Here is a 23,408-nt window from a genome sequence, read left to right as displayed (position 1 = left end):
GTTTCAGACGACCTTTTTATTTATAATTTTATAGTATAAGTCTTCGTATAATAGGTAAAAATGTATTATTTTAATGTTGTTAAATTAATATGGATAAAATTTAACAGGTAATCCATTACTTTGAATATTATTACAACTATCCACTCTCCATTCATTAGTTACCGATAATTCTTGAGTCTCAATCCCATCTGAATAACGATTTGTCAAATAATAGAATTTTTGGTTTGTCGAACCCACCCAATTTCTTGTTGTTTCTATTTGTGTATTATCAAATTCTCCGTCGACCAATAGGTCTGTAGAGTTTAATAGCCTTTTGCTGCCTGAAAATTTATTTTCTGACAGTTCGGTATATTCGTAGCCGGAAAAAACCATTACGGATAGATTTAGATTATGTGCGGCCTCGGCAATATCGGCTAATCCTTCAGCTTGTAAAAAAGGCTCTCCACCAAGAAAGGTAAGACCCTCTAGTGGATATTTTTCCGTTGCGTTTTTAAGTAATTGAATGATTTCATTCGATCGCATAAGGTGGGCAGGTTTTATTTTCAGTAATTCACCATTGCAACAACCTTTACACCGTTTCAGACATCCTTGAACCCAAATTACAAAACGCAGACCTGGTCCTTCGGCTTCGGTAGCTTCAACAATATGGGATATATTCAGCCAGTGCATTATTCCAACTCGAAATCAAAATATTTTCCTGCCTGCAAGACTTTTAATGTCCTGCCTTTTAATTTATGGGGCTGTTCTACTCGCTCAAAGAGAAATTCTGCCAGTGGGTCGAATAAATATTTTGTTAAAACGTTTAATACGCCACGCCCCCCGTGTTGATAATTTACTTGTTTGATTAATGCATCTAGTGCTTTATCCTCATTTTCAAATACCAGTTTTTCAAGCCCCCATTTTTCTTTCAGACGGCCTGTCAATGGTTTAAGTTTTGCGCGGGCTATATCTTTTAATACAGCATCATCCTGTATGAAGTTAAACGGGATAATGTTTGCATCGCCTATACGTCCTAATAATTCTGGGCGGTTTAGTTCGTCTCTAAAATGAGATTGCACTGCCTGCTTAAATTGTTCTGCAATATTTTCTTTATTATCTTCGTCAGACCGAATATTAGCCGCACCGATATTGGAAGTGAAAACGATAAAGGTATCGGCAAAAGAAATGGTTTCGCCTTTTCCGTCGGTCAATCGACCATCTTCTAATATTTGTAGAAATTTATCTAAAATCCGCGGATGGGCTTTTTCGATTTCATCAAACAAGAGTAGGGAAAATGGGCGTGTTTTCACTGCATTGGTCAATTGACCTCCTTCTTCAAAACCGACATATCCCGGCGGTGCGCCGACTAATCGTTGATCAGCGTGTTCGTGATTAAATTCCGACATATCGAAGCGGATGCAGGCATCCTCATCACCAAATAGAAATTGTGCCAATGATTTTGCCAATTCGGTTTTGCCTACGCCTGTCGGTCCAACAAAAAACAGCGCTCCTTTAGGTGTACGGGCTTTAACTGAATGCTGCAACCCTGAAAGCCCGGTATAGGCTCGTATCAAAATCTTGTTTACGGCTCCAATTGCCGATTCCTGTCCTTTGACTCGTCTTTGAAGCGTGATTTGGGCATCTTTCAATCTTTGATAATTCAGTTTTTCCCAAGGGGATTGACGTTTACCATAACGGTACAGCGATACTAAATTCTGTATATTGATAGATGTCTGCTGTTGCCTGGATAAACGGACAAGGTTATCTATATCGCGTAAAGTCAGAGTATCGGTTAACGTAACAAAATCTGCCAACGATTGACTTCCCGCACTCAAATTATCACTAACCTTCCATTGTGTTTGTCTTGCCAAAATAGCGGCTTCGCGTTCGGAAATATTAGGTAGGGGAATGGTTATTTCGGCAAATAAAGGATTGTTCAGATAAACGGATGGCGGTAAGGCGGTATTGCCCGAGCACAGAAAAACCAACAGGCTTTGCGGTTGGCCCATCGCTTCTGCGGTTGTTATTTGTTCGGCATCCCGTAGGCCAGTGGCGATTTGTTGCAACCAAGCTCGTTCCGTTTCACTCAAGGCATTGATTTGCCCAAACAGATAATTTGACCAATCTACGATAAAGGCGGCTTTTTTCTGTGTTTTGGTCATGACTTGTTCAACGGTAGCAAAAAAATCCTGAGGCTGAATGGGAATGCGTCCAGATATTACTTTATTATCTTCACCGTCATCGTCAAAATCGTAAGCCTCACCAACTTCGGTCTGCATACCGAGCCGGTTCAATCCTTCCCATTCTTGCGAGGAAACACCCGATATCCCATTCAAACGGGAGTAAAATACAACCTGTTCAAAACCTTGTGCTTTTAAACTTTCTTCAATAATTCTGTTTATCGGCATTAATTTGTTATAACGGTTGAAACCTAAGTCAATGATGTTTCCGCTGATGATTAAAGCCCGACGTATTATGGATTGACGTTCAAAGTTTTCCAGCCATGTATTGATATATTCGTTCATTTTTTTACCTTAAGTGCGATTTTGCCGTATGTGTTGGATTGATGGGTTTGGCATCGGCATGTTCGTCATCCGGATTTTCCCAAAGAACACGTTCATCAGATAAATTTACACCATAAACTTCGGATAGTTTCGGCAATACTTTTTGCATATCTTCTTTACAGCGCTGCCCTTTATAGTTATCAAATTCATAGCGAACCGCACCATCTAAACGTACACGGAATTTTGCCTGGTTTCCTTGCGGGCGGCTTGCTTGGATGACAACGACGCTGTCTTCGCCTACACCTTGTTTGACCGGTGGCAAAACCGTAAAACCGGCTTGCTTCAGCGATTGATATACGGCTTTGACCATTTCCTTACGGACTGCTTCGTTTTCAATCACCGTATCTTCGATTTGGTGGGCTTCTTGGATGATTTCTGTCAAATCCTTTTGATTTTCTTGCTCTATTTTTTGTTTTAACCGCTCGGATTCCGATTGTGGCAGATTGGCGGTTTCAATAAATTTTAAAAGATCGGACTTTTGTGTTTGTGCAACTTCGTCTTGTACGGTTTTAGCAAAATTTTTTCGAATTTCTTCGGCTTGTTGTTCTGCCGATTGTTTAATTTCGCGAATCGCCGATTTTATGTCAGCAATACTTAGATTTTCCTCCGTAATACGTTTTCGAACTATTGCTAAAGGTTTGAATGCCAAATTTCGTGCCTGCTTATTTTCCCAATTACTTGTTTCCTGTATCCATACGTTTTCTATTTCAGCACGCAAACGTTCCGCCGCACGTTCCGCCTCTTCACGCAACAGACGTTGGTGTTCTTCCGCTACCCTTTTGTTTTCCTGTGCTTCGTAACGTATGGCTTGTACAAGCCGACCAATAGCAAAACTGCGGTTACGGCCGTCATAGGCGTTCATATGTCGTACCCGTTGAATCTCAGTGCGTATGGTAGCGATGTTCTGCAAAGCAAATTCAGCCAGATCGCTGTTTTCCAAATCGTTTAGCTGCTGTTCGTAACGGCGCAGATAAATTTCCGTTGTTTGGTTGATTTCGGTTTCCCTTGCCTTGCGTGCGGCTTCGCGGATTTCCCGTTCGCGTTCCAATTGCCAACGGTTTTCGCTGATTTGACTCATTTTATTCGTCTCCTAAATCGTTTTCAGACGATGTTACGGTTCAGATGGTTTTAATTCCGACAGCCGTAGCGTGATTTTTAAGGTTTTTATCTTCTGTATAAAGTACCACATCATTCAATTTATATCGTGCGGCAACAGCCAGGATGGTTTGATCGTTTTGTCCGTTGCGGTTCTGCCCGTCTGCTTTTGTACCCATCAATGCCAAAATTCCTGGTTCGGCAGATTCCGTATGCTGCGCCAGTTTCAATTCTTCAATCTTGCGTATAGCTGCGCGTATTTCTGCGGCTTCCCGTTCCAACCGCTCAACGCTTTTTTCCGCTTGGATTTTTTCTTTTTCTGCCTGCTGCCGCTTCAAATCCAAATCGCGTTTTTCCTTTTCCCATTTGGATTTTTGGTTTTGGACTTGCAGGATTTGCGCATTCAATTCATCGCGCTGTTTCTCCAATGCCAGCCTTGCGGGCGATTTTTCTACCGCCGGTTTGGCTTGTCCGTCAATTTGGTTTTGCTGTTTTTGCTTGTTTTTGTTCTTTTTAGCCATTTGGCTTTTCCTTGTCGTTTAATTGGGTCAATTGCGTTCTGACCGCATCTAACTCTGCTTTCAGACGGCCTAAACGGGCATCGCAATCTGCAATTTGTGCATCAATGTCGACTGAAACAATGGCTTCACATTGCTCGGTTTTTTCCACTAAGGTTTGTTTGGCGGTAGCTAAATCCCGTTTGAACTTCTCTTTTTGATAATCCAATTCGTTTAACACGGTTTGAGGAAGGATTACCGTGCCTTCCGTTTGGATTACAGACAGACTGCCAGGACGGTTGCGGACAAAGTTGGTATCCAATACGGCAAATTTCCGAGTTTCATCTAGGGGTTCGAAAAGTCGGAATACCGCTGTTTGCCATTGTTTTAGCTGCTCCGACAGTTTGGCAATGCCGTTTGAAGCGGAAATTGCAGGAAAAGTGCGGTTGATTTCTTCGACGTTTTTCTGCCATAGACTGATTTTTTCCAGGCTATTCGGCTTGATGTCCTTTAATTCCAATGCGGTGGGATTCAGACGGCCTAATGCTTTGTGCAACGCCAGCAGTTCGGACAATTCGGGAATTTTATGCACTGTCGATTTTTCATTATTGACAGCCCAATCAAAGGCTTGCCGTTGCGCTTCTGCTGACAGTCGAGCCAAACCCAATTCCACTTTTGGAAAGTATTCTGTAAATTGTCTCAAGTCATCTTCATTGTTAAGCGGCTTGATCATTTCCGCCCAACCTTCGGGTTTAAATGGCTTGTTCCAAGTCTTTTTGATGAGTTCTGCAAAGTCAGATGCCTGAGTTATCGTCATCTCAGGTAACTTTTTCAGAATATCGGCTGCGGGGACAAAATTTGCCATAAATGCCAAAACTGCCATATTTGGCTGAGAAAGGGCGAGCAGGTTGGCAAGCCAATTTTCAGATTCTTGATATAAAATTTTTGCCGGTAACAGATACGGCTGATGATCGAAATAGCACTCGAGATAACCTGTTTTCTCCACAAAAAGCGTATTATCCGAAAAACGGAAAAATATGCGGGTCAGGCCGTCTGAATCTTTTAACAGGGCAGGAATGGAAAGATGTTTACCGTCTAATTTGGCTTCGGCAGGAATGGAAAGATGTTTACTGTCTAATTTGGCTTCGGCAATATCGGCGAAGACAATCAGCGGCATTTTATCGTCAATTTCCTGATTTCCATTGAATTTGACTTCAACCGCATCGCTGATTTGACGTATATCGGATTCCTGATCCGCCAGAACTAATGACAGTAAGTCGTTTTCAGGGTAATACAAGAATGCCTCGCCTTGGAGTGCATTCTTAGCGTTGGAAATCATAGGCTTAAGCAAATGCTCTTTGATGACTTGCGGATCGCGCGTATTTATCCATTGGGAAAACAGCTTGTCTGAGCTGTCAATATTCAAATAACGGTTGCCATCCAGCGTGAGCTTGACAGGGACGGTTTGCGGTAAAGATGTATCTTCATCGCGCGTTACACTGATGCCGTCATGCTCCAATTCGGTTTCGGCATCAAACCATTTTTGATTTGTAGACTCCAGCCCACTCAATTGCTGCAATAAAGCTTCATCAACAGGGAAAAGGGAACAATTCAGTTCAACATATTCTACGTTGCTTGCGCTCTGTTTTGGTTTGCCGACATATTCATTCAATAATGGATTAAACCAAAATTCAGCATTTTCCGTTCTACGCCGCCCCGGCATTTTTTTCTCACGGTAAAACTTTTTACCATTGTCGGTCAGCTTTAAATCGATTAGAGGTAACTTGTCTAAATCATCTTTCTTGTTGGGTAAGTCAATATGTTCGATCAGTACCGTATCATTAAGATTTTCCAGTGTATAGCGGACAAAGGTGAAATCCAGTTTCAGCACATTGGCAATCTGTGCCAAACTGTTATTTGTCAACTGAGGAAAATCATTATGGGCAAGACCCATCAACAACTCGGCAAATACGGTCGGCGTACCAATTTTACGGTAGCGATACTCTGTATCCGCGCGGTAAATCGGATAGGAAAAGGTCTTTTTTGCCAGCAATTTATCCATTATCTACGCCCTTTTTGCTGAGGTTGTATGTTTGGCAGGATGGCGGAAAATTCTTTCGCATCGCAAATTCCGCCTGTTTCTGCCCAATGTTCTAAATATTTGAACATATTCTTATAAACCATTTTTTTATCGTATCCTGCTTTATCCATTCGAGGCAGTTTGACTTCCCGGTTTTCCAGCATATTTCTTGCACCGAATATCAATAAAAGATTTTGTGCGCGAGACATTGCCACATTGATAAATTCAAAACGGGCAATGTTTGCTCTGCCGGCTCGGAATTTTTGTGTTCTATCACCACCATTGTTTTTTACCAGGCTTAGTAAAATAATCGGTTTTTCTTTGCCTTGATAGCGGATAACCGTATTGATTTCTACATCAATGGCGGAAAACGATAATTTATCTTTATTGATTTTTCGGATTTCATCACGAATGACGCGGCATTGAGGCTGGTAAAATGAAACGACACCTACTTTCATTTTGTTGTCCTTGCCATAACCCAATGTCTCAAGCTGACGGTTCATATCCACCAATGTTTTGGCAATCATTCTTGCCTCTAATACGTTGATATTGCTTTGCCCGTCATTAATCGAAAAACGCTTTCCTTTTTCATCATCTGTCGTATCAATCCACAGCACATGGTCTTTTTGGGACAATAGTCCTTTAAACTCAATCCCATGAGGCCGTTCGGCATCCGGATTGCCGCAGGTCAATTGCCCTTCATAAAAGTAGTTGATCATCTTCATGATGTCAGGGTGCATACGAAATTGAATATTTAAGCGTTCGCGTAAACTTTCCGGTGCCTTTTCAAACAATTCTTTAAACAGACTCGCCGTGACCATTTTTTCGAATTTATGCAGATTATCCTCGGTCAAATCCGTATCGGAATCTTGCTTGTTTTCCTGTGCTTCGTTTTGTTCGACTTCATCTTCAAATGTCAGTCCGTCGGCTTCATTGAATATCGGTGGCAATTGACGATGGTCACCCACCAAAATGGCTTTTTTGGCACGCATAAGAGGCAGCAACATTTCCAACGGTGTAGCTTTGGATACCTCGTCGATAATGACTACATCAAAACCGTCAAAATCATTATCGGTTAGTGTCCGCTCGTTTTCGTTGCAGGTAATGGCAACCAGATTGCAACTTTCCACAAATGGCTTTTCCAATTCGCTCCAATCTTTTTCCGCTCTTTTTTCCGGCTCTTTCAGGATTTCCTGCCAACGGGAGAATAAAGGCATAAAATCTTGGTTTTGTGTTTGCAGGGTTTGCAGTTCTCTTTCTAATAAGTTCAAACGGCTTTGCTGTGTGGCAAATTCTGCCAAAAAGTCTGCTTCGGCAGAAAACCCGCCATCGATAAGTATTTGTGCTGACTGTTGTTTTTTCAGACGACCTCGTTCGGTAATTTGATATTTAATCTCTTCTAGTGACTCAAGGTCAGCTTGCTTTTCCTGCATGGTTTTATCACTTGGCGGTTGCAAATCATAGCCTTGCAACTGATTGTTCAAATCCCAAACTGTGGCTTGTACCAATGTCTGATATTGCTGTTGGAATATGGTTAGATTTTGAACGCGCTGTATCAGCAACGGTTTGAGCATTGCAGGATTATTTTGCGTAAAACGTTCTGCATCGTTAAAAATTTGGTAAGGTTCGAGATTTAGACCGTCCGATGGTTTATCTTTCAGACGACCTAATTCTTTTCGCTTTTCTTTCCATTGGGCGTAAAACTTATCGCTGTCGTCTTCTTCCATTTCCATTTTGTTTTTGATGTCAGTAATTTCCTGCTGTAACCGTTCTATTTCCAGTAATGTTTTCGTATCTGTCCCCATCGTGCCATTGCCACTGTTCAATCGTGCTAAATCTGCTTCCATTTTCGGCAAAACTGCCTGGATACGCTGATAACGTTGAATCAGTGCATAAAGAATGGCAGCTTGGTTTTCGCTTTCAGCAAGAAACCGCTCGTAAGAAAACGGTTGGTTGATATGCAAATGCTCAAGGTTGGTAAGATGTTCTACTAATGGATAAAGTGTTTCGGGTAAAACAAAATCGCTGTTACGCAAGGCTTCACCGGAATTTTTCTCATTGAGTAAGCCGATAAGCTGTGCAATGTTTTCTATATCGCGGCTATGTCGTCTGAAAATATCCTGCTGTTCATCAAACTCAATTTTGGCTTGGATAAGTGCCTGCTCTGCTTGTTTCAGACGACCTTGATTGGTACGGTATTCTGCACGAAGCTGTTGCAAATCATGTGCCACAAATTCAGCCTGTCGTACCCATTCGCGCAGTTTTTCAGTTTCACCCGACAACTCATTAAACGGTTGCAGGTATTCTTTGTCTACATAATTGCGCAACGATACATAATGTTTGCTCAATATACTTTCGCCGGTAAATTGTTTACCTTCTTCCGTAATGCGGTTGGCACTTTTTGCTAAACGGACAGCCCTTAATTCAGGATGGTTTTGCAGGCGCGACAAAGCATTATCCAATGCGTCGTGAGCTTGGCTTGCAAGCAAGACCGTTTCTCCGCGCTTGGCAAATTGTAGGCAGGCCTCGGCGATGACCGTGGTTTTGCCGGTTCCCGGTGGCCCCTGAATCAAACATATATCAGGTGCCGCCAGCATTTTTTGTACGGCAGATTTTTGTTTGTCATTTAAACTCTTATTTTCCCATTCGGTAATTTCGGGAATCTCGTTTGGCCGGTTGGCATTTTCAATATCAAACAGATAACTTGAAAGATACGGCGCATAACAACCTTCATTTTGTTGCAGGTTTTTTACCGCCCGGCGATGACGCTCAATCAATGCTAAATCGCCGACTAAAGAAATAGACAAGAAACCGTTTTTGGGAAGATTTCGGAACAAATGATTAATTTTATCTTGGCGGGAATGTTGGTTACCGTCCTGCTTATCTGAATCGGTATTATCTTCAAATTGAGAAATTTTATTGTTCAACTCTTCGGAAATATCGACAAAAACATCGGCAAATACCGCCTTGCTGAAATCAAATTGATTTTTTTCACCTGCATTTTCTTGTTGCAACGCTTTACGATAATCCTCACAAACCTTCACCTTTGCTTTATCGGAATGGTTGAATTGGATAATTTTGACACCGTCTTTCGCAAGTTGCCCTAATTGTGAGAAAGCACTCTCCACACGCGAGGCGTCTTTTTGAGGTAGTAAAAAACGGAAGGGTTGATCGGAAGTTTCTCTTTTAAAAGCATGCAGGTTTTGACGGCTAAATGCGGCACGTGCTTTTTTCAATACCTGTTCATCTTCCGCAATGACCAAAAAGTGTACCTGCCCTGTTTGTTCATTGAACTGCCAATGCAGGTATCGTAACCCCTGAGTTTTGTGTTTGATTAACTTATTTTTAAAGGTCAAAAAGTCTAACCAACCCGACAAGCGTTCTTTAGTTTTAGCGGCATATGCCGGTAGGGATTTTGTAAAATCAGAGGAAAGCAAATTAGGTTGACTACGAGGCGGATATGAATTTTCCTGTAACTGATAAAAATGAGTTTCAACTTGCTTTTCATAAGCAGTCGCATCCATTCCTCCATGTGTGAGAAATACTCGTTCAGGAATAAAAACAGGACTAACAGTTGCTGTCGGACAATATCCAATAACTGCTACCGCGATGTTATGAGGAATATGTTGATTGAAAACAGGATGGGAAGAAATTCGAATAGATAAAGAAATTTTTTTTTCCGAATTATCTTGCAAAGAAAGATTGGCAAAGTTAGCAACTATTGCTTCATCGGCTAAGAAGAAATCTTCGCAAAACTGTTTCGCAACAGTTTCATATTCTTTGCTTGAATATTGCGGAAATTGCGCTTTGTAGGAACGAAAAGCACGGGAAATACTTTTCCCGAGCATTTCTTGTGTTACAGAATTTTTATGTTTTTGTTCGGTTTCGGGTAGGCGAAAATAAACAGTCTTTCCAGTCATGTTTAATAGTCCCTTTAAGATAAAATTTAAAGATAAAACTTATCTAAATTGCAATGCAATTGTATTTTAATATTTTGTAATATAGATATTTTTCAGACAACCTTCTCAACAAAACCGCGGTAAATTTCGGCAAATTCGTCGGCATGGCTTAAAAAGGGCGCGTGTGCGGCTTTGTCGATAAGGACCAGCTCGCTGTTGCTCAAATGGCGGTGTAAATATTCGCCCATGCGCGGCGGCGTGATGGCGTCTTTCTGTCCAAACACCAGCAATGACGGCGTCTGAATCAGCGGCAACAGCGGACGCGCATCAGCATGGTTGACCGCTTCAAGCGCGGCCTGTAAGGCGGATGGCGTGCCGCAGCGTGCCAAATCGGGCAGCACCCGGTTTAAGATTTCGCCGGAATGGGGCGTGTGCAGCAGTTGCAGTTGTAGAAACTGTTTAATATGTTTGGCATAATCCTGCTGAAATGCACCGACCATCTTGCCCAAGGCAGGTTGTGCCAAGCCTTCGGGATAATCCGTGTCGGCAGTCAATCGGGCAAAACTTGCCGTCAGGCAGAGCGATTGGATTTTGTCGGGATAAAGCGCGGTCAGATACAGGGCAACCAGTCCGCCCAGCGACCAGCCGAGAATGTGTGCCGGCGTGTCGATTTGTCCGGCGAAGGCTTCGGCAACGGCGGCAATATCAAACGGTTCGGCAAAAGGCGCATCGCCGTGTCCGGGCAAATCAAGCGCGCGGACGTCCCAACCGGCAGGCAGGCGCGGTATCAAATCGTCGAATACATGGCGGTTCGCCGCCCAACCGTGTATCAGATAAACTTTTTTGGCGGAGTGTGGCATGAATGTTCTTTCTTGGTGGCGCAGTTTGAAACGGCTCAATGCGCGACGTTGCGTATTATGCCACGATTCCGTTTCAGACGGCCTTTGCCGAGGCTGCGCAAACGATTTGACGGAATATTTTATCGACGCGGCACAAAGCTGCCCTTTGTGTTTCCGCTATATCGCAGGCGGGGCAGTGTGCGGCAGTTGTCAGAAAAAGCCGCCCGCATTTGATAGAATGTGGGCCTCGCTGTATTACGAACCACCCGTCAGCAGCATGATACGCGAGCTGAAACACTTGGCGGATTTGGGCATGAGCCGTCCGTTGGCGGATTTGATGTGCCAAAACGCACCGGACTGGCTGGCGACGGAACACTTCGATTTCGTCCTGCCCATGCCTTTGAGCAAAGAGCGGCGGCTCAAGCGCGGATTCAACCAAAGCGAGGCTTTGACGGATATTTTGGCAAAACGCTACGGCTGGACGCTGCTGCCGCGCCACGCGGTTTTCAGACGGCATGGCGAGCCGCAAAGTACGCTGAAAAGCGACGAACGTCGGAGAAATATCAAGAATGCATTTAAAATCAAAGCCGAATTACCGAAGGCGTGTAATATTCTGTTAATTGACGATGTCTTTACCACCGGCTCGACTTTGGACGAATTGGCGAAAACGCTGAAAAAATCAGGCGCAGGCCGGATTTGTTGTTGGTCTTTGGCGCGGCCGCCAATGAAAAAATAGCTTAAAGTTTTTGACACCCATGGAACATTTCGGCATTATGCCACTCTATAAGTGATTGATTTATATGTTTACCATAGTTTTGTACCAACCCGAAATCCCGCCCAATACGGGCAATATCATCCGCCTGTGCGCCAATACCGGTGCCGATTTGCACTTGGTCAAGCCGCTTGGTTTCCCTCTGGATTCGTCCAAAATGAAACGCGCGGGCTTGGATTATCACGAGTTTGCCAAACTGACGGTACATGAGAATTTCGAAGACTGCCTCAAGGCACTCGAAGGTCGCCGCATTTTCGCACTGACCACCAAAGGCTCTACCCGCCCCGACGAAGTTTCCTTCCGCGAAGGCGACGTGTTGCTGTTTGGTCCCGAAACGCGCGGCCTGCCTGCCGAAATTCTCGACAGCCTGCCTGCCGGACAAAAAATCCGCCTGCCGATGATGCCCGGCAGCAGGAGCATGAATCTTTCCAATACCGTCGCCGTTATTCTGTTTGAAGCATGGCGACAAAACGGTTTTGCCGGCGGCGTATAACAGGCCGTCTGAAACCGCTGCGTTATCAACTCAAGAACGGAACCCGTTTTGACTTTTACCAAAAAAACCCTCCTTTCCTTAGCCGCCGCCACCATCGGCGTCCTTTCCATCAATGCCGCCGTTGCCGACAGCGTGGTCCGAGTCGAAAAACTGCATCCTTCTGCCAACCGCAGTTACAAAGTTGCCGGCAAACGCTACACGCCGCTAACCCAAGTTTCCTCTTTCAGCCAAACCGGCAAAGCCTCATGGTACGGCAACCAATTCCACGGCCGTAAAACTTCCAGCGGCGAGCGTTACAATATGAATGCCCTCTCCGCCGCCCACAAAACCCTCCCTATTCCCAGCTACGCACGCGTGACCAATATGCAAAACGGCAAAAGCGTCATCGTCCGTGTCAACGACCGCGGCCCTTTCCACGGCAACCGCGTCATCGATGTTTCCCGCGCCGCCGCCCAACAATTGGGTTTCATCAACCAAGGTACGGCCAACGTCAAAGTTGAGCAAATCATCCCCGGCCAAACCGCCGCTCAAACCATTATTTCCCCAAACAACAAAGAATTTTTTGTTGATTTGAAATCCTTCGGTACCCAACGCGAAGCGCAGGCTTATCTGAACCAAGCCGCACAAAGCCTGCCGTCAGACAGCAAAGTCATGCTGGAAAAACGCAACTACGAATACGTTGTCAAAATGGGTCCGTTCAGCAGCCAAGAACGTGCCGCCGAAGCAGGCGAACGCTCCCGTCATCTGAATCTGGTGTCCGCCATCTGATTTCGTCCGCGTTAGCGCTGAAGTTTGATACAATACAAGGCCGTCTGAAACCCGATTGCAAGGTTTCAGACGGCCTTTTTTAATCACAAGGGAACACCATGATCAGCAGGCTCACAGGCAAATTGATTGAAAAAAATCCGCCGCAGGTCGTTATCGACGTCAACGGCGTCGGTTATGAAGCCGACGTTTCCATGCAGACTTTCTACAACCTGCCTCCCGTTGGCGAAACTGTCCATCTCTACACCCAGCTTGTCGTCCGCGAAGACGCGCATTTGCTGTTTGGTTTCGCCTCGGCCGAGGAACGCGCCACCTTCCGCCAACTGGTCAAAGTCAGCGGCATCGGTGCCAAAACCGCATTGGGCATTTTGTCGGCCATGAATGCCGACGAGCTGGCGCAAGCCATCGCCGAAGAAGACGTCAAACGCCTCTCCTCCGCCCCCGGCATCGGCAAAAAAACCGCCGAACGCATGGTGTTGGAACTGCGTGGCAAACTCGTATCCCATACCGTTTCAGACGGCCTGTTTGCCCCTGATACCGTTGCCGACGAAAGCCAAGACATCATCAACACCCTGCTTGCCCTCGGCTACAACGAACGCGAAGCCAAAGCCGCCACCAAAGGCATTCCCAAAGGCACGGAAGTCGGCGAAGGCGTACGCCTGGCCTTAAAAAACCTGCTCAAATAAGGCCGTCTGAAACATGAAAACTGCCGTCCTGAGTGCCGCCTTGCTTCTAAACGCGTGCGTCTATACCGAGACTCCGTACGGGCGCACTGCCGTCTTAGACCTGCCCGTCCACGCGCAAACCACCGTCAACAAAACCGTGACCATCAACGCCCCGCCCGGGATGACCGTCATCTATCAAGACAGCGAACCCGTCCGCAATTACCCGGCCTATCCCGTTTATCCCCGCCGGGTTTATCGTTATCGATAAACAACGCTGACCGTTTGAAACCATATATTCAGACGGCCTGTTGAGAGACCAACCATGAAATACATCCTTCCCCTGCTTTTACTCCTGAGCGCCTGCACACCGGACACCAAGACCACCACGGATGCCGCATCCGCCCCCAAAACACACGGCTTCGCACACCGCCTGACCGAAGGCGAAAAACTGCTGACCCAAGCCCTCATCAAACAAGACCTCGCCGCCTACTTCAAACACGAAACCGGCGGCGCATTTGCCGAACAAGCCCCCTTATTCTCGGCCCAGCAACTTGCCGAACAGAAAAACATCCCTAAAAACGATGCCATCGGCGTTTACGGCAAAATCATCAAAACCCAAGGCCGCACCGCCTGGCTGCAAACCGACAAGCAAACCCTCAAACTCGATTTGGCCGAACCGCTGCAAGAAGCAGAAGGCGAAGTTACCCTTGTCTGCCAACATGAAAACACCGCATTCCAAGACTGCCAAACAGAAGAAAACTTCGCCCGACGCTTTACCGAACAAATCTTCTCGGCGGTCGAGTCCGGACGCGTATCCGCCCAAACAGACGCACCGGCCGAAGAAATCATGGCCGGCCGCCTCATCCCGTTTTTGAGTGCCGCCAGCGACTTTACCGGCAACTTCAAAGCCTGCGCCACCACCATGACCGAATACTGCACCAGCCGTCTGGCACGCGAAATGCCCGAATCCGCAGTCCGCAAAAAAGCACAGGAATTGGGTTTGACCGAAATAGCATTTAAAAAGAAAAAATAAATATTTAGGCCGTCTGAACCTTATGGCGGCTGTGTTATAATCCGCACCTCATACAGGTCGGACAGACAGTCGCCGCGTATCGCGTAAGGCATACGGGGAGGAAAGTCCGGGCTCCACAGAGCAGAATGCCGGCTAACGGCCGGGCGCGGCAACGCGACGGAAAGTGGAACAGAAAGCAATACCGCCGATGATTGCCTTTGGGCAAAACAGGTAAGGGTGAAAAGGTGCGGTAAGAGCGCACCGTGCATTTGGTAACAAAGCGCAGCAGGCTAAACCCCATTCGGAGCAAGACCAAACAGAACGCGATGACGCTGCTCGCCGAGCGTTCGGGTAGGTTGCTTGAGCACACCAGCAATGATGTGCCTAGAGGAATGACTGTCCGCGACAGAACCCGGCTTACCGTCCGAGCTGTATGTCCCCATACCGCGGCAGGTTTTTAAAACCTGCCGCATTTTTATCGAAATAAAAAGGCCGTCTGAAACCTGAATCTTGGTTTCAGACGGCTTTTTTTAAACCGCTGTTTATGGACGGTATTCCGGTTTCATGCCGTTGGGCAGAAGCTGCCATACATAGCCGGTGGTTTTCATTTTGCCGGCCACTTCGCCTGCTTCGTCGCCATAGCCCCAGAAATAATCCACACGGACCGCGCCTTTAATCGCGCTGCCGGTATCTTGCGCCATAATCAGGCGGTTGAGGGCTTTTTTGGTGATCGGATGGGCAGTGGCGACAAACAGCGGTGCGCCAAGCGTGATGTAGTGGCGGTCAATGGCACCGGCGTATTCACCCATCAACGGCGTACCCAATGCGCCCACCGGGCCGGAATCGCCGCTGCCGGTCAGCTCGCGGAAGAAAACGTAGCTTGGGTTTTGCCCCAAAACTTCGGCAAGGCGGCCGGGGTTTTGCTTCATATAGGCCTTGATGCCCTGCATGCTGGTCTGACCCAGCGGCAGATAGCCTTTGTCCGCCATATAGCGGCCGATGGAAACATACGGATGCTCGTTTTTATCGGCAAATCCGACACGGATGTATTTGCCGGACGGCGTTTTCAGACGGCCTGAACCTTGAATGTGCATAAAGAAAAGTTCGACCGGATCATTTGCGTAACCCAAAATCGGCGCTTTGCCGTTAAGCGCGCCGCCGTTGATTTGGCTGCGGGTGTAGTAAGGAACAAAACGGCTGCCTTCAAAACGGCCTTTCAGCGCGGTGCTGCGTGCTGTAATCGGGAATCTGGACAAATCGGCCGTGTATGTGCCGCTGTTGTCGATGACGCCGCTGTTTGGGCCGGTTTGACGGATGCGGACAGTGGCTTTGCTGCCCCTCAAGTTTGCAGCCAGCGGAACGGAAACGAAATCGTTCGGAATGCCGTAAATAGGGAAACGGGATTGGCTTGTAGGCTTGTCGTCGCCGTGCAGGACCGGTTCGTAATAGCCGGTAATGGTGCCGGCAGGATTGCCGCCGTTATCGACGCGCCATGCGGTGAAATAGCGCTCGAAAAAGTGCTTGGCTTGGAAATGGTGCACCGGCGTCTGCATGGCTTGGATACAAACGTCCTGCCAGCCTTGACGGTTTTTAAGTTTTTCACAGCCTAAGCGGAAAGACTGCAGGCTTTTGGTAAAGTGTTGGAGGTCCCAGTGCGGCAATTCGTTGTAGGAAACTACGGTGTAGTTTGCTCCTCCCCCGCTCACTGTCGTACCGACGGGATCGGGCGTACCAGTGGGGCGGTCAGGGCCTTTGATAACGCTGGTGTCGGTTTCGGGAAGGTTTTTAATGCTTTTGCTCGGACAGGCGGCAAGAATGGCTGCGGCAATACTGACGAGCGTGATGCGGTACAGATGTTTTTTCATGGAATCAATAGCGTGTCGAAAGGCCGTCTGAAAGCTATTTTTTCAGACGGCCTATGTTGGAAAGTGCTGATTTTAACACAAAAAAGCGATTTATCGGCGCGGCGGCAATTGGACGATAACCGTATCGGCCAGCATATCGTAGAGCGTGCGGCGGTCGCGTTTGACCGAGAAGAGCATAATAAAGTTGATCAGTGTAATCAGTAGTGAATAAATTAAAATGTTTCCTTTTAATACAAAGTATGCAGCAAACACAATGGCAAGTACAATTAAGCCCCATGCAACTTCTCGCACCAATACCGTACCAAGAAAACCCGGATTGCTGCCATTGCTTTTCAATACACGAATACCCATGATCTTTTTACCCAAGGATTGACCATAGCGGCTCATGTAATAAAGCTGAACAATACCGACAATTAAATATACGATAGAGGTCAATCCTAGCATCTGTGTCATATCGGCCCGCTCGCTGACACTTATTATAAGCTCTTGTGTAAAAGAAATATTTTTCTGCTTGGCAATTGCTGCTGTCTCAGTATATAAAATATAATAATAGGGTAAAAAAATAATTACATTAAATAAATAATTCAACAAATATGCCGCGACCCGTGACCATACTGAAGCAATATGGACATCTACTATTTCTGTTTTAGGCAAATCCGACAAATTGATTTCGCTCATTTAATCTTCCTCTGTGCTATTCAATGAGATGCAATTTCATTGCCATCTTAACCTATTTTTCCATCATTCTAAAAAATTTCGATAAAAACCTTTACATTTTCCGCAGACGGCGTTAAAACGTTTGTTTTCCCCTTTGTTATAGTGGGTTAACAAAAGTCTGAACAAAGCGGCAGGCGATGCCGTTCCGGTTTTTGTTAATGCACTATAAACTTATCCGGATTTTCTTCTCAAGGAGTAGCACATGAAAGTAGGTTTCGTCGGCTGGCGCGGTATGGTCGGCTCTGTTTTGATGCAGCGTATGAAAGAAGAAAACGACTTCGCCCACATTCCCGAAGCGTTTTTCTTTACCACTTCCAACGTCGGTGGCGCTGCCCCTGATTTCGGTCAGGCAGCCAAAACATTGTTGGATGCCAACGATGTTGCCGAATTGGCAAAAATGGACATCATCGTTACCTGTCAGGGTGGCGATTACACCAAATCCGTCTTCCAACCCCTGCGCGACAGCGGCTGGAACGGCTACTGGGTTGACGCGGCTTCTTCCCTGCGCATGAAAGACGACGCGATTATCGTCCTCGACCCTGTCAACCGCAACGTCATCGACAACGGCCTCAAAAACGGCGTGAAAAACTACATCGGCGGCAACTGTACTGTTTCCCTGATGTTGATGGCTTTGGGTGGTTTGTTCCAAAATGATTTGGTCGAATGGGCAACCAGCATGACCTACCAAGCCGCTTCCGGCGCAGGTGCGAAAAACATGCGCGAACTCATCAGCGGCATGGGCGCGATTTACGCCAAAGTGGCAGACGAGCTTGCCGATCCTTCCAGCGCGATTCTCGACATCGACCGCAAAGTATCCGATTTCTTGCGCAGCGAAGACTATCCGAAAGCCAACTTCGGCGTACCGCTCGCCGGCAGCCTGATTCCGTGGATTGACGTGGATTTGGGCAACGGCCAGTCTAAAGAAGAATGGAAGGGCGGCGTGGAAACCAACAAAATCCTCGGCCGCAGCGACAATCCGACCGTAATCGACGGTTTGTGCGTACGCATCGGCTCTATGCGCTGCCACAGCCAAGCCCTCACCCTGAAGCTGAAAAAAGACCTGCCTGTTTCCGAAATCGAAGCGATTTTGGCAGGCGCAAACGACTGGGTGAAAGTCATCCCTAACGAAAAAGAAGCCAGCATCCACGAGCTGACTCCTGCCAAAGTTACCGGCACGCTGTCTGTTCCTGTCGGCCGTATCCGCAAACTGGAGATGGGCGGCGAATACATCAGCGCGTTCACTGTCGGCGACCAACTCTTGTGGGGTGCTGCCGAGCCGTTGCGCCGCGTATTGCGCATTATCTTGGGCAGCCTGTAATTTAGGTTGGCATGAAAAAAGCAACGGTTTGAGCCGTTGCTTTTTTTGTCAGAAAAAGGCCGTCTGAACCTTTCAGACGGCCTTGTTTCCTATTCTTTTTTACCGGCCAAACCGATTTCTTTGGTGGAATCGCCAACTTTGATTTGCGCCTTACCGGCAATTTCTTCAGCCTGCGGGCCGAAGAGTTTCAAATCATAACGGCCGTTTTCGATACCGTTCAAACTGGTTTTACCGCTGATGGCGGCTTTACCATTGTTATTGGCAATACCTGCGGCAAGCAGGTCGACATTATTGTGGGAAGCCATGCTGCTGATTTTGCCGTAACCTTGTTTTTTATCGAAATCTACGGTGTATTTCAGACGGCCGCTGCGGTCGTCGCCATTAAACGCGATGCCCGAATACTGATAGCTGCCTTGTTTGGGCAAATTGCGGTACGCTGTTTCATCGCCTTGGACTTCACCGACGGTGAATGTGTATATATCGAGGTTTTGCAGCTTGCCTGCGTCATCGGCTTTTTGTTTGGCGTAACGCGCGGCAACATTGGAATAATTTTGTTTATACACTTGGAAATCGCCCGTTTCCAAAGTGATGACTTTGCCGTTTACCTTGATTTTTTGGGCGTAGTCGTAAGAAGATACTTTATCGGTTTTCAAAAAGCCGGTATCGAGTTTGTCGCCTTTTTTCAGGGTTTGCTTTTTACCGTTGGCCGTCAGCTCCAACGTACCGTTTTCAGGGACGGATTCGTTCAATTCAACGGACAACACGCCTTTCGGATGCGGATTGAGCGGCTCGGTCACGGCATTCGACAAGCCGCTTGTTGCGCCACCGCAGGCAGCCAACATCAAAGACAGGGAAGCAGTCAAAGCAGAAATGCGGAGGGTTCTCATCATTTTTTCCTTTCCTTTTTTATTTGGTATGATATTTATCATATACCTAAAAAAATGAACAATAAATGATTTTTGTCAAAATCAAGCATTTTGAATATTAATTTTATAAATATTGAAACATTTTTAGAATATCGGGCATTCAGTTCATCCAGCCTCCCTTCCGCTATAATCATTTTATTTTGCAAACGGATTTCATCATGCCGAAAATCACCCTTATCGCCGCCTACGCCGCCCGCCGCTGTATCGGCATCAACAACACCATGCCTTGGCATTTGCCTGAGGATTTTGCCTTCTTCAAATCCTACACTACCGGCAAACCCGTCATTATGGGCCGCAAAACATGGGAGTCGCTGCCGCGCAAGCCATTGCCCGGCCGTCAAAATATCGTCATCACCCGCCAAGATTATCAGGCCGAAGGCGCGCAAACGGCGGCCTCTTTGGAAGATGCGCTGGCTTTGTGTCAGGGGGTTGAAGAAGTCATCATCATGGGCGGCGCGCAAATTTATGCACAAGCCCTGCCGATTGCCACCGATTTGCGTTTGACCGAAGTCGGTTTGGATGTGGACGGCGATGCGTTTTTTCCTGAGTTTTCCACAGAAACATGGCAAGAAGCCTCTCGGGAAAACCATGTTTCCGCCAAAGGCATCGAATACGCGTTTGTGCATTATATGAAGGCATAATCCGACAACGCAAAGGCCGTCTGAAACCCTGTTTTCAAGTTTCAGACGGCCTTTTTATTTCATTTGTTTACGGCATGCCGTTTAAGCCATTTTGTTTTTCAAAGGCAGCTTGATATGCGGTTTGGCCGGCTTGGGCGCTTCTTTCAGTCCAAGTTCGATTTGCTGCTCTTCGCTCAACAAATTGCTCCAGTCGCCTTTTTTATACCAGTCGCGGCCGTCCAACTCGATGGGATGTTGGATGCGCTCGCAACCGTTGCCGCATTGCAAATCGTCTTCTTTGCAGTATTTGTCGCAACCCCAGCAGATACGCTCGGGATTTTTCGGGAAAATGGGAAATTTCTTGGCCATGATGTTCTTCTTTTGTTTGTGTGCGGTATGGGCAGAATTATAAGTGATTTGAATGGGGCTGGCGGCGGGTTTATCGTGTTTTACGCTGATTTTTTAAGATGTGTTAACCTTTCAGACGGCCTATACTGTAAAAACTATCCCTATGCGGTACAACAAGAGGAGCCAATATGAACATATGCCGTCTGAAGCCTGAATTTGTCGAGCCTTTATCCCTCGCGCTGTTTGAGGAATGGCACGATTTTGCGCCGTGGTCGTCTCTGGACAAAATCCGTGCGTATTACGCGCAGTGCCTTAATGGGGATAACTTGCCGCTGGCGTTCGCGGCTGTGGATAAGGAAGGGCGGCTGATGGGTTCGGCGGCATTGAAGCGGTTTGATATGGTGTGTTTTCCCGAATATGAATATTGGCTGGGCGATGTGTTCGTTTTGCCGCAATTTCGCGGTTTGGGCGTGGGCAGGCAGCTGGTCTCGTTTTGTCTGGATAAAGCACGCAAACTGGGTTTGCCGTATCTGTTTCTCTATACGCCGGATGTGCAGGCTGTGTATGAAAAGTTTGGCTGGAAAGAAATCACGCAGACTTGGCATAACGGGGAAACCGTATCCGTCATGAAATTGGATTTATAGCTTGAAAAGAATAAAAGGCCGTCTGAACATTTGGTTTCAGACGGCCTTTTATTTTAAATTATCCACAACTACCCTATCCGCTTAAACGGCGGCAGACAGGCCAATAATTGCTGGCCGTAGCGTTGCGTTTTGACGCGGTTGTCGAGGATGGTCACGCGGCCGTAATCCTGTTCGGTACGGATAAGGCGGCCGACGGCTTGGATCAGTTTGATGCTGGCTTCGGGCACCGTGATTTCAATAAAGGGATTGCCGCCGCGTTGTTCAATCCAACGGTTTTGGGTTTTCTCGATGGGATTGTCCGGCATGGCAAACGGCAGCTTGGCAATGATAACTTGCACGCAGGCCGTACCGGGCAGATCGAGCCCTTCGGCAAAACTGTCGAGGCCGAAAATAATGCTGGCTTTGCCTTCGGCAATGGCTTGATGGTGCCTTTGTAAAAGAACGGCCTTGGGCAACTCGCCCTGCACAAGCAGAAGCGGTAAATATTCGTCAGGCAGTCGCAAGGCGACGTCCTGCATTTGTTTGCGTGAGGAAAACAACACCAGCGTGCCGATGGCTTCAACCGGCGAAACCAGCTTCGGCAACCATTCGACAATGGCGGCCGTGTGCGCATCAGGGTCTTTCGGGCTGGCATGAACCGGCGGAATATACAGCTCGCCTTGCGCATCGAAATTAAACGGGCTTTCCAAAGCAAGCGTGGTGGTTTCAGGCAGCCATAATAGGCCGGTTTGGCGCAAAATCAGGTTGAAGCTGCCGAGCGATTGCAGGGTAGCCGAAGTCAACACCGCGCCTGCCGCGCGCCGCCACAGATTGTTGGCAAGGTGGGATGCGCTGCTGATGGGGCTGGCGTTGAAAATATAGTCGTTTTTGTCGTCGGCACGGCGGGTTATCCATTTTGCCAACGGCTCTTCGCCCTCAATGGGAACGGTGGAGAGCAAATCCCAAACCGCGCTGATTTGTTCGATACGGGCGATAAAAAGACCGAACTCGCTGGTCAGGCGGTCGATGAGCGCGCCGTCCTGTTCTTTTTCGCGGCGTGCGGCGGAAAGCGCATCGTTCAGCCCGATAACGTGTTTGAGCAGGCTGCGTGCAGCAATGGCCGTATTGGAAACCGTGGTTTCAAGGCCTTCGGGGATTTTGCCGTCTTCCCACAGCCAAGTCGGTTCGTTGTGTTTCCGCCTGTCGTTTTCAGACGACCCCAGACTTAAAGACGGCTCTTCCGCTAAATGGAACTGCCATTCGTGCAGGCTGTCGAGCAAGGATGTGGCAGCTTCGTCGGCAAGGTTGGCAAGTTCGGCTTTATTGGTGAGCGCGGCAATTTTGCCGGTCAGCTGCGGCAGTTTTTCCAGCGTCCAAACGGCAATATTCCATGAATGTTCGGCGGCAAAACGGCTGAGGGCTTTTTTGGGCAGGTGGTGCGCTTCGTCTATGCAATAGAAACTGTTTTCAGGAGCAGGCAGAATCACGCCGCCGCCCATGCTGATGTCGGCAAGCAGAAGATCGTGGTTGGCAACAACGACATCGACGGTTTCCAAAACATCGCGTGCCAGGTAAAACGGGCATTCCGGACGGTTTGGACAGGCGGATTTCAGGCAGCCGTGGCGGTCGTTGGTCACTTTGAGCCAAATCGCGTCATCGATTTTTTCCGGCCAAGTGTCGCGGTCGCCATTAAAGCGGCGGGCGGAAAATTCATGGGCAATGTCGCGCAGCAGGTTCAATTCTTCCGGCTTGGGTTTGCTGTCCCACAACACTTCCGGCGCTTCAAAACCAAGCAGGTTTTGCTGGGCGTTGTTTTGCGTCAGTTGATAGAGTTTGTAAGGGCAAAGATAACGGCCGCGCCCTTTGGCAAGCGCAAAGGTCAGCTCCAAACCGCTTTTTTCGACCAGAAACGGCAAATCGCGGTCAACCAACTGCTCCTGCAAGGCCACCGTCGCGCTGCTGACAATCAACCGTTTGCCGCGTGTTTGCGCCATGATGCCGCCGGCCAAAAGGTAGGCCAACGATTTACCCACGCCGGTCGGCCCTTCGATCACGGCAATGCTCTCGCCCTCGCGTTTGGGCGCTTCTTCGCCTTCTTCACGCGTCAACGTCCGCGAAAAAGCGTTGGCAATTGCCGCAATCATTTCCCGCTGCGAAGCGCGCGGACGGAAACCGGGCAGGTTTTTGCCGATGTTTTGGTAATGGTCGCGGATAGCGTTTTTTTCTAAATCGGTGAGCATTGAGGCCGTCTGAATGGGTTTGCAAGAATAGCGTATTTTAGCATTTTTACCTTCATGAAGCCTTCGTAAAGTCTTACTCTATTTTAGGGTT

Annotated in this window: 21 protein-coding genes and 1 other RNA gene; 10 read left to right on the top strand and 12 right to left on the bottom strand. The window is 47.4% G+C overall.

What is annotated here, in order from left to right:
- Positions 1-84: 84 nt before the first annotated feature.
- The 7 genes from CYJ98_RS09315 to bioH form a co-directional block, all read right to left on the bottom strand.
- Positions 85-669: a 4Fe-4S single cluster domain-containing protein gene (locus CYJ98_RS09315; protein WP_101755637.1), complete on the bottom strand. Its 585-nt coding sequence runs from the start codon at positions 667-669 to the stop codon at positions 85-87.
- Positions 669-2,504, bottom strand: coding sequence for an AAA family ATPase (locus CYJ98_RS09310; RefSeq protein WP_101755638.1), 1,836 nt, complete (start codon positions 2,502-2,504; stop codon positions 669-671). Before CYJ98_RS09310 ends, CYJ98_RS09315 begins: the two co-directional genes overlap by 1 nt.
- Before the next feature lie 4 nt (positions 2,505-2,508).
- Positions 2,509-3,621 (bottom strand): hypothetical protein, encoded by a 1,113-nt coding sequence (locus CYJ98_RS09305; protein ID WP_101755639.1) that lies wholly within the window; start codon positions 3,619-3,621, stop codon positions 2,509-2,511.
- A 40-nt stretch (positions 3,622-3,661) separates the two neighbouring features.
- On the bottom strand, positions 3,662-4,159 hold the full coding sequence (locus tag CYJ98_RS09300; RefSeq protein ID WP_101755640.1) for a hypothetical protein: 498 nt from the start codon (positions 4,157-4,159) through the stop codon (positions 3,662-3,664).
- Positions 4,152-6,197 (bottom strand): PIN domain-containing protein, encoded by a 2,046-nt coding sequence (locus CYJ98_RS09295; RefSeq protein ID WP_101755641.1) that lies wholly within the window; start codon positions 6,195-6,197, stop codon positions 4,152-4,154. The genes CYJ98_RS09300 and CYJ98_RS09295 overlap by 8 nt, the downstream gene beginning before the upstream one ends.
- Entirely contained in the window at positions 6,197-10,135 is a 3,939-nt protein-coding gene (locus tag CYJ98_RS09290) for an AAA domain-containing protein (RefSeq protein ID WP_101755642.1), read from the bottom strand. The genes CYJ98_RS09295 and CYJ98_RS09290 overlap by 1 nt, the downstream gene beginning before the upstream one ends.
- Positions 10,136-10,227: 92 nt before the next feature.
- Complete coding sequence (gene bioH / locus CYJ98_RS09285; RefSeq protein ID WP_101755643.1) at positions 10,228-10,974, bottom strand: pimeloyl-ACP methyl ester esterase BioH; 747 nt, start codon at positions 10,972-10,974, stop codon at positions 10,228-10,230.
- Here bioH and CYJ98_RS09280 point away from each other — a divergent pair.
- The 7 genes from CYJ98_RS09280 to rnpB all read left to right on the top strand — a co-directional run bounded on the left by CYJ98_RS09280 (position 10,973) and on the right by rnpB (position 15,096).
- Positions 10,973-11,689, top strand: coding sequence for a ComF family protein (locus CYJ98_RS09280; protein WP_101755644.1), 717 nt, complete (start codon positions 10,973-10,975; stop codon positions 11,687-11,689). The genes bioH and CYJ98_RS09280 overlap by 2 nt on opposite strands.
- 64 nt (positions 11,690-11,753) lie before the next feature.
- Positions 11,754-12,218 (top strand): tRNA (uridine(34)/cytosine(34)/5-carboxymethylaminomethyluridine(34)-2'-O)-methyltransferase TrmL, encoded by a 465-nt coding sequence (gene trmL, locus CYJ98_RS09275; RefSeq protein WP_036492475.1) that lies wholly within the window; start codon positions 11,754-11,756, stop codon positions 12,216-12,218.
- A 48-nt stretch (positions 12,219-12,266) separates the two neighbouring features.
- Entirely contained in the window at positions 12,267-12,986 is a 720-nt protein-coding gene (locus CYJ98_RS09270) for a septal ring lytic transglycosylase RlpA family protein (RefSeq protein WP_101755645.1), read from the top strand.
- Between the two features lie 98 nt (positions 12,987-13,084).
- The gene (gene ruvA / locus CYJ98_RS09265; protein ID WP_101755646.1) at positions 13,085-13,669 is read left to right on the top strand and encodes a Holliday junction branch migration protein RuvA; all 585 of its coding nucleotides are present in this window, start codon (positions 13,085-13,087) and stop codon (positions 13,667-13,669) included.
- Positions 13,670-13,682: 13 nt separating this feature from the next.
- The gene (locus tag CYJ98_RS09260) at positions 13,683-13,916 is read left to right on the top strand and encodes a methionine-binding protein (RefSeq protein WP_101755647.1); all 234 of its coding nucleotides are present in this window, start codon (positions 13,683-13,685) and stop codon (positions 13,914-13,916) included.
- 54 nt (positions 13,917-13,970) lie between these two features.
- A complete protein-coding gene (locus CYJ98_RS09255) occupies positions 13,971-14,681 on the top strand; it encodes a hypothetical protein (protein ID WP_101755648.1) in 711 nt (236 codons plus the stop codon).
- A gap of 53 nt (positions 14,682-14,734) precedes the next feature.
- Positions 14,735-15,096, top strand: an RNA gene (gene rnpB / locus CYJ98_RS09250) — RNase P RNA component class A.
- A gap of 106 nt (positions 15,097-15,202) precedes the next feature.
- Here the strand turns inward: rnpB and CYJ98_RS09245 are convergent.
- Both CYJ98_RS09245 and CYJ98_RS09240 read right to left on the bottom strand, forming a co-directional pair.
- The gene (locus CYJ98_RS09245; RefSeq protein WP_101755649.1) at positions 15,203-16,525 is read right to left on the bottom strand and encodes a murein transglycosylase A; all 1,323 of its coding nucleotides are present in this window, start codon (positions 16,523-16,525) and stop codon (positions 15,203-15,205) included.
- Between the two features lie 90 nt (positions 16,526-16,615).
- Entirely contained in the window at positions 16,616-17,203 is a 588-nt protein-coding gene (locus CYJ98_RS09240) for an RDD family protein (RefSeq protein WP_101755650.1), read from the bottom strand.
- A gap of 241 nt (positions 17,204-17,444) precedes the next feature.
- Here CYJ98_RS09240 and asd point away from each other — a divergent pair, with 241 nt between their 5' ends.
- Positions 17,445-18,560, top strand: a complete 1,116-nt coding sequence (gene asd / locus CYJ98_RS09235) for an aspartate-semialdehyde dehydrogenase (protein WP_101755651.1) — start codon at positions 17,445-17,447, stop codon at positions 18,558-18,560.
- Between the two features lie 89 nt (positions 18,561-18,649).
- On the opposite strand, the gene CYJ98_RS09230 is transcribed toward asd, so the two are convergent.
- Positions 18,650-19,447 carry a factor H-binding protein gene (locus tag CYJ98_RS09230; RefSeq protein WP_101755652.1) on the bottom strand — a complete coding sequence of 266 codons (798 nt, stop codon included), beginning with the start codon at positions 19,445-19,447 and terminating at the stop codon, positions 18,650-18,652.
- Positions 19,448-19,644: 197 nt separating this feature from the next.
- On the opposite strand from CYJ98_RS09230, the gene CYJ98_RS09225 reads away from it, so the two are divergent.
- The gene (locus CYJ98_RS09225) at positions 19,645-20,127 is read left to right on the top strand and encodes a dihydrofolate reductase (RefSeq protein WP_101755653.1); all 483 of its coding nucleotides are present in this window, start codon (positions 19,645-19,647) and stop codon (positions 20,125-20,127) included.
- 81 nt (positions 20,128-20,208) lie between these two features.
- Here CYJ98_RS09225 and CYJ98_RS09220 read toward each other — a convergent pair whose 3' ends face one another.
- Complete coding sequence (locus tag CYJ98_RS09220; RefSeq protein ID WP_101755654.1) at positions 20,209-20,475, bottom strand: DUF3079 domain-containing protein; 267 nt, start codon at positions 20,473-20,475, stop codon at positions 20,209-20,211.
- Positions 20,476-20,642: 167 nt separating this feature from the next.
- Between CYJ98_RS09220 and CYJ98_RS09215 the strand changes: the two genes are divergently transcribed.
- Complete coding sequence (locus CYJ98_RS09215) at positions 20,643-21,098, top strand: GNAT family N-acetyltransferase (protein WP_101755655.1); 456 nt, start codon at positions 20,643-20,645, stop codon at positions 21,096-21,098.
- Between the two features lie 68 nt (positions 21,099-21,166).
- On the opposite strand, the gene dinG is transcribed toward CYJ98_RS09215, so the two are convergent.
- On the bottom strand, positions 21,167-23,317 hold the full coding sequence (gene dinG, locus CYJ98_RS09210) for an ATP-dependent DNA helicase DinG (protein WP_101755656.1): 2,151 nt from the start codon (positions 23,315-23,317) through the stop codon (positions 21,167-21,169).
- Between the last annotated feature and the right edge of the window lie 91 nt (positions 23,318-23,408).

Source organism: Neisseria perflava (assembly GCF_002863305.2).
Classification (GTDB): Bacteria; Pseudomonadota; Gammaproteobacteria; order Burkholderiales; family Neisseriaceae; genus Neisseria; species Neisseria perflava_A.
Note: the sequence above shows the minus strand (reverse complement) of the source record. Positions and strands in the feature narration are given on the sequence as shown.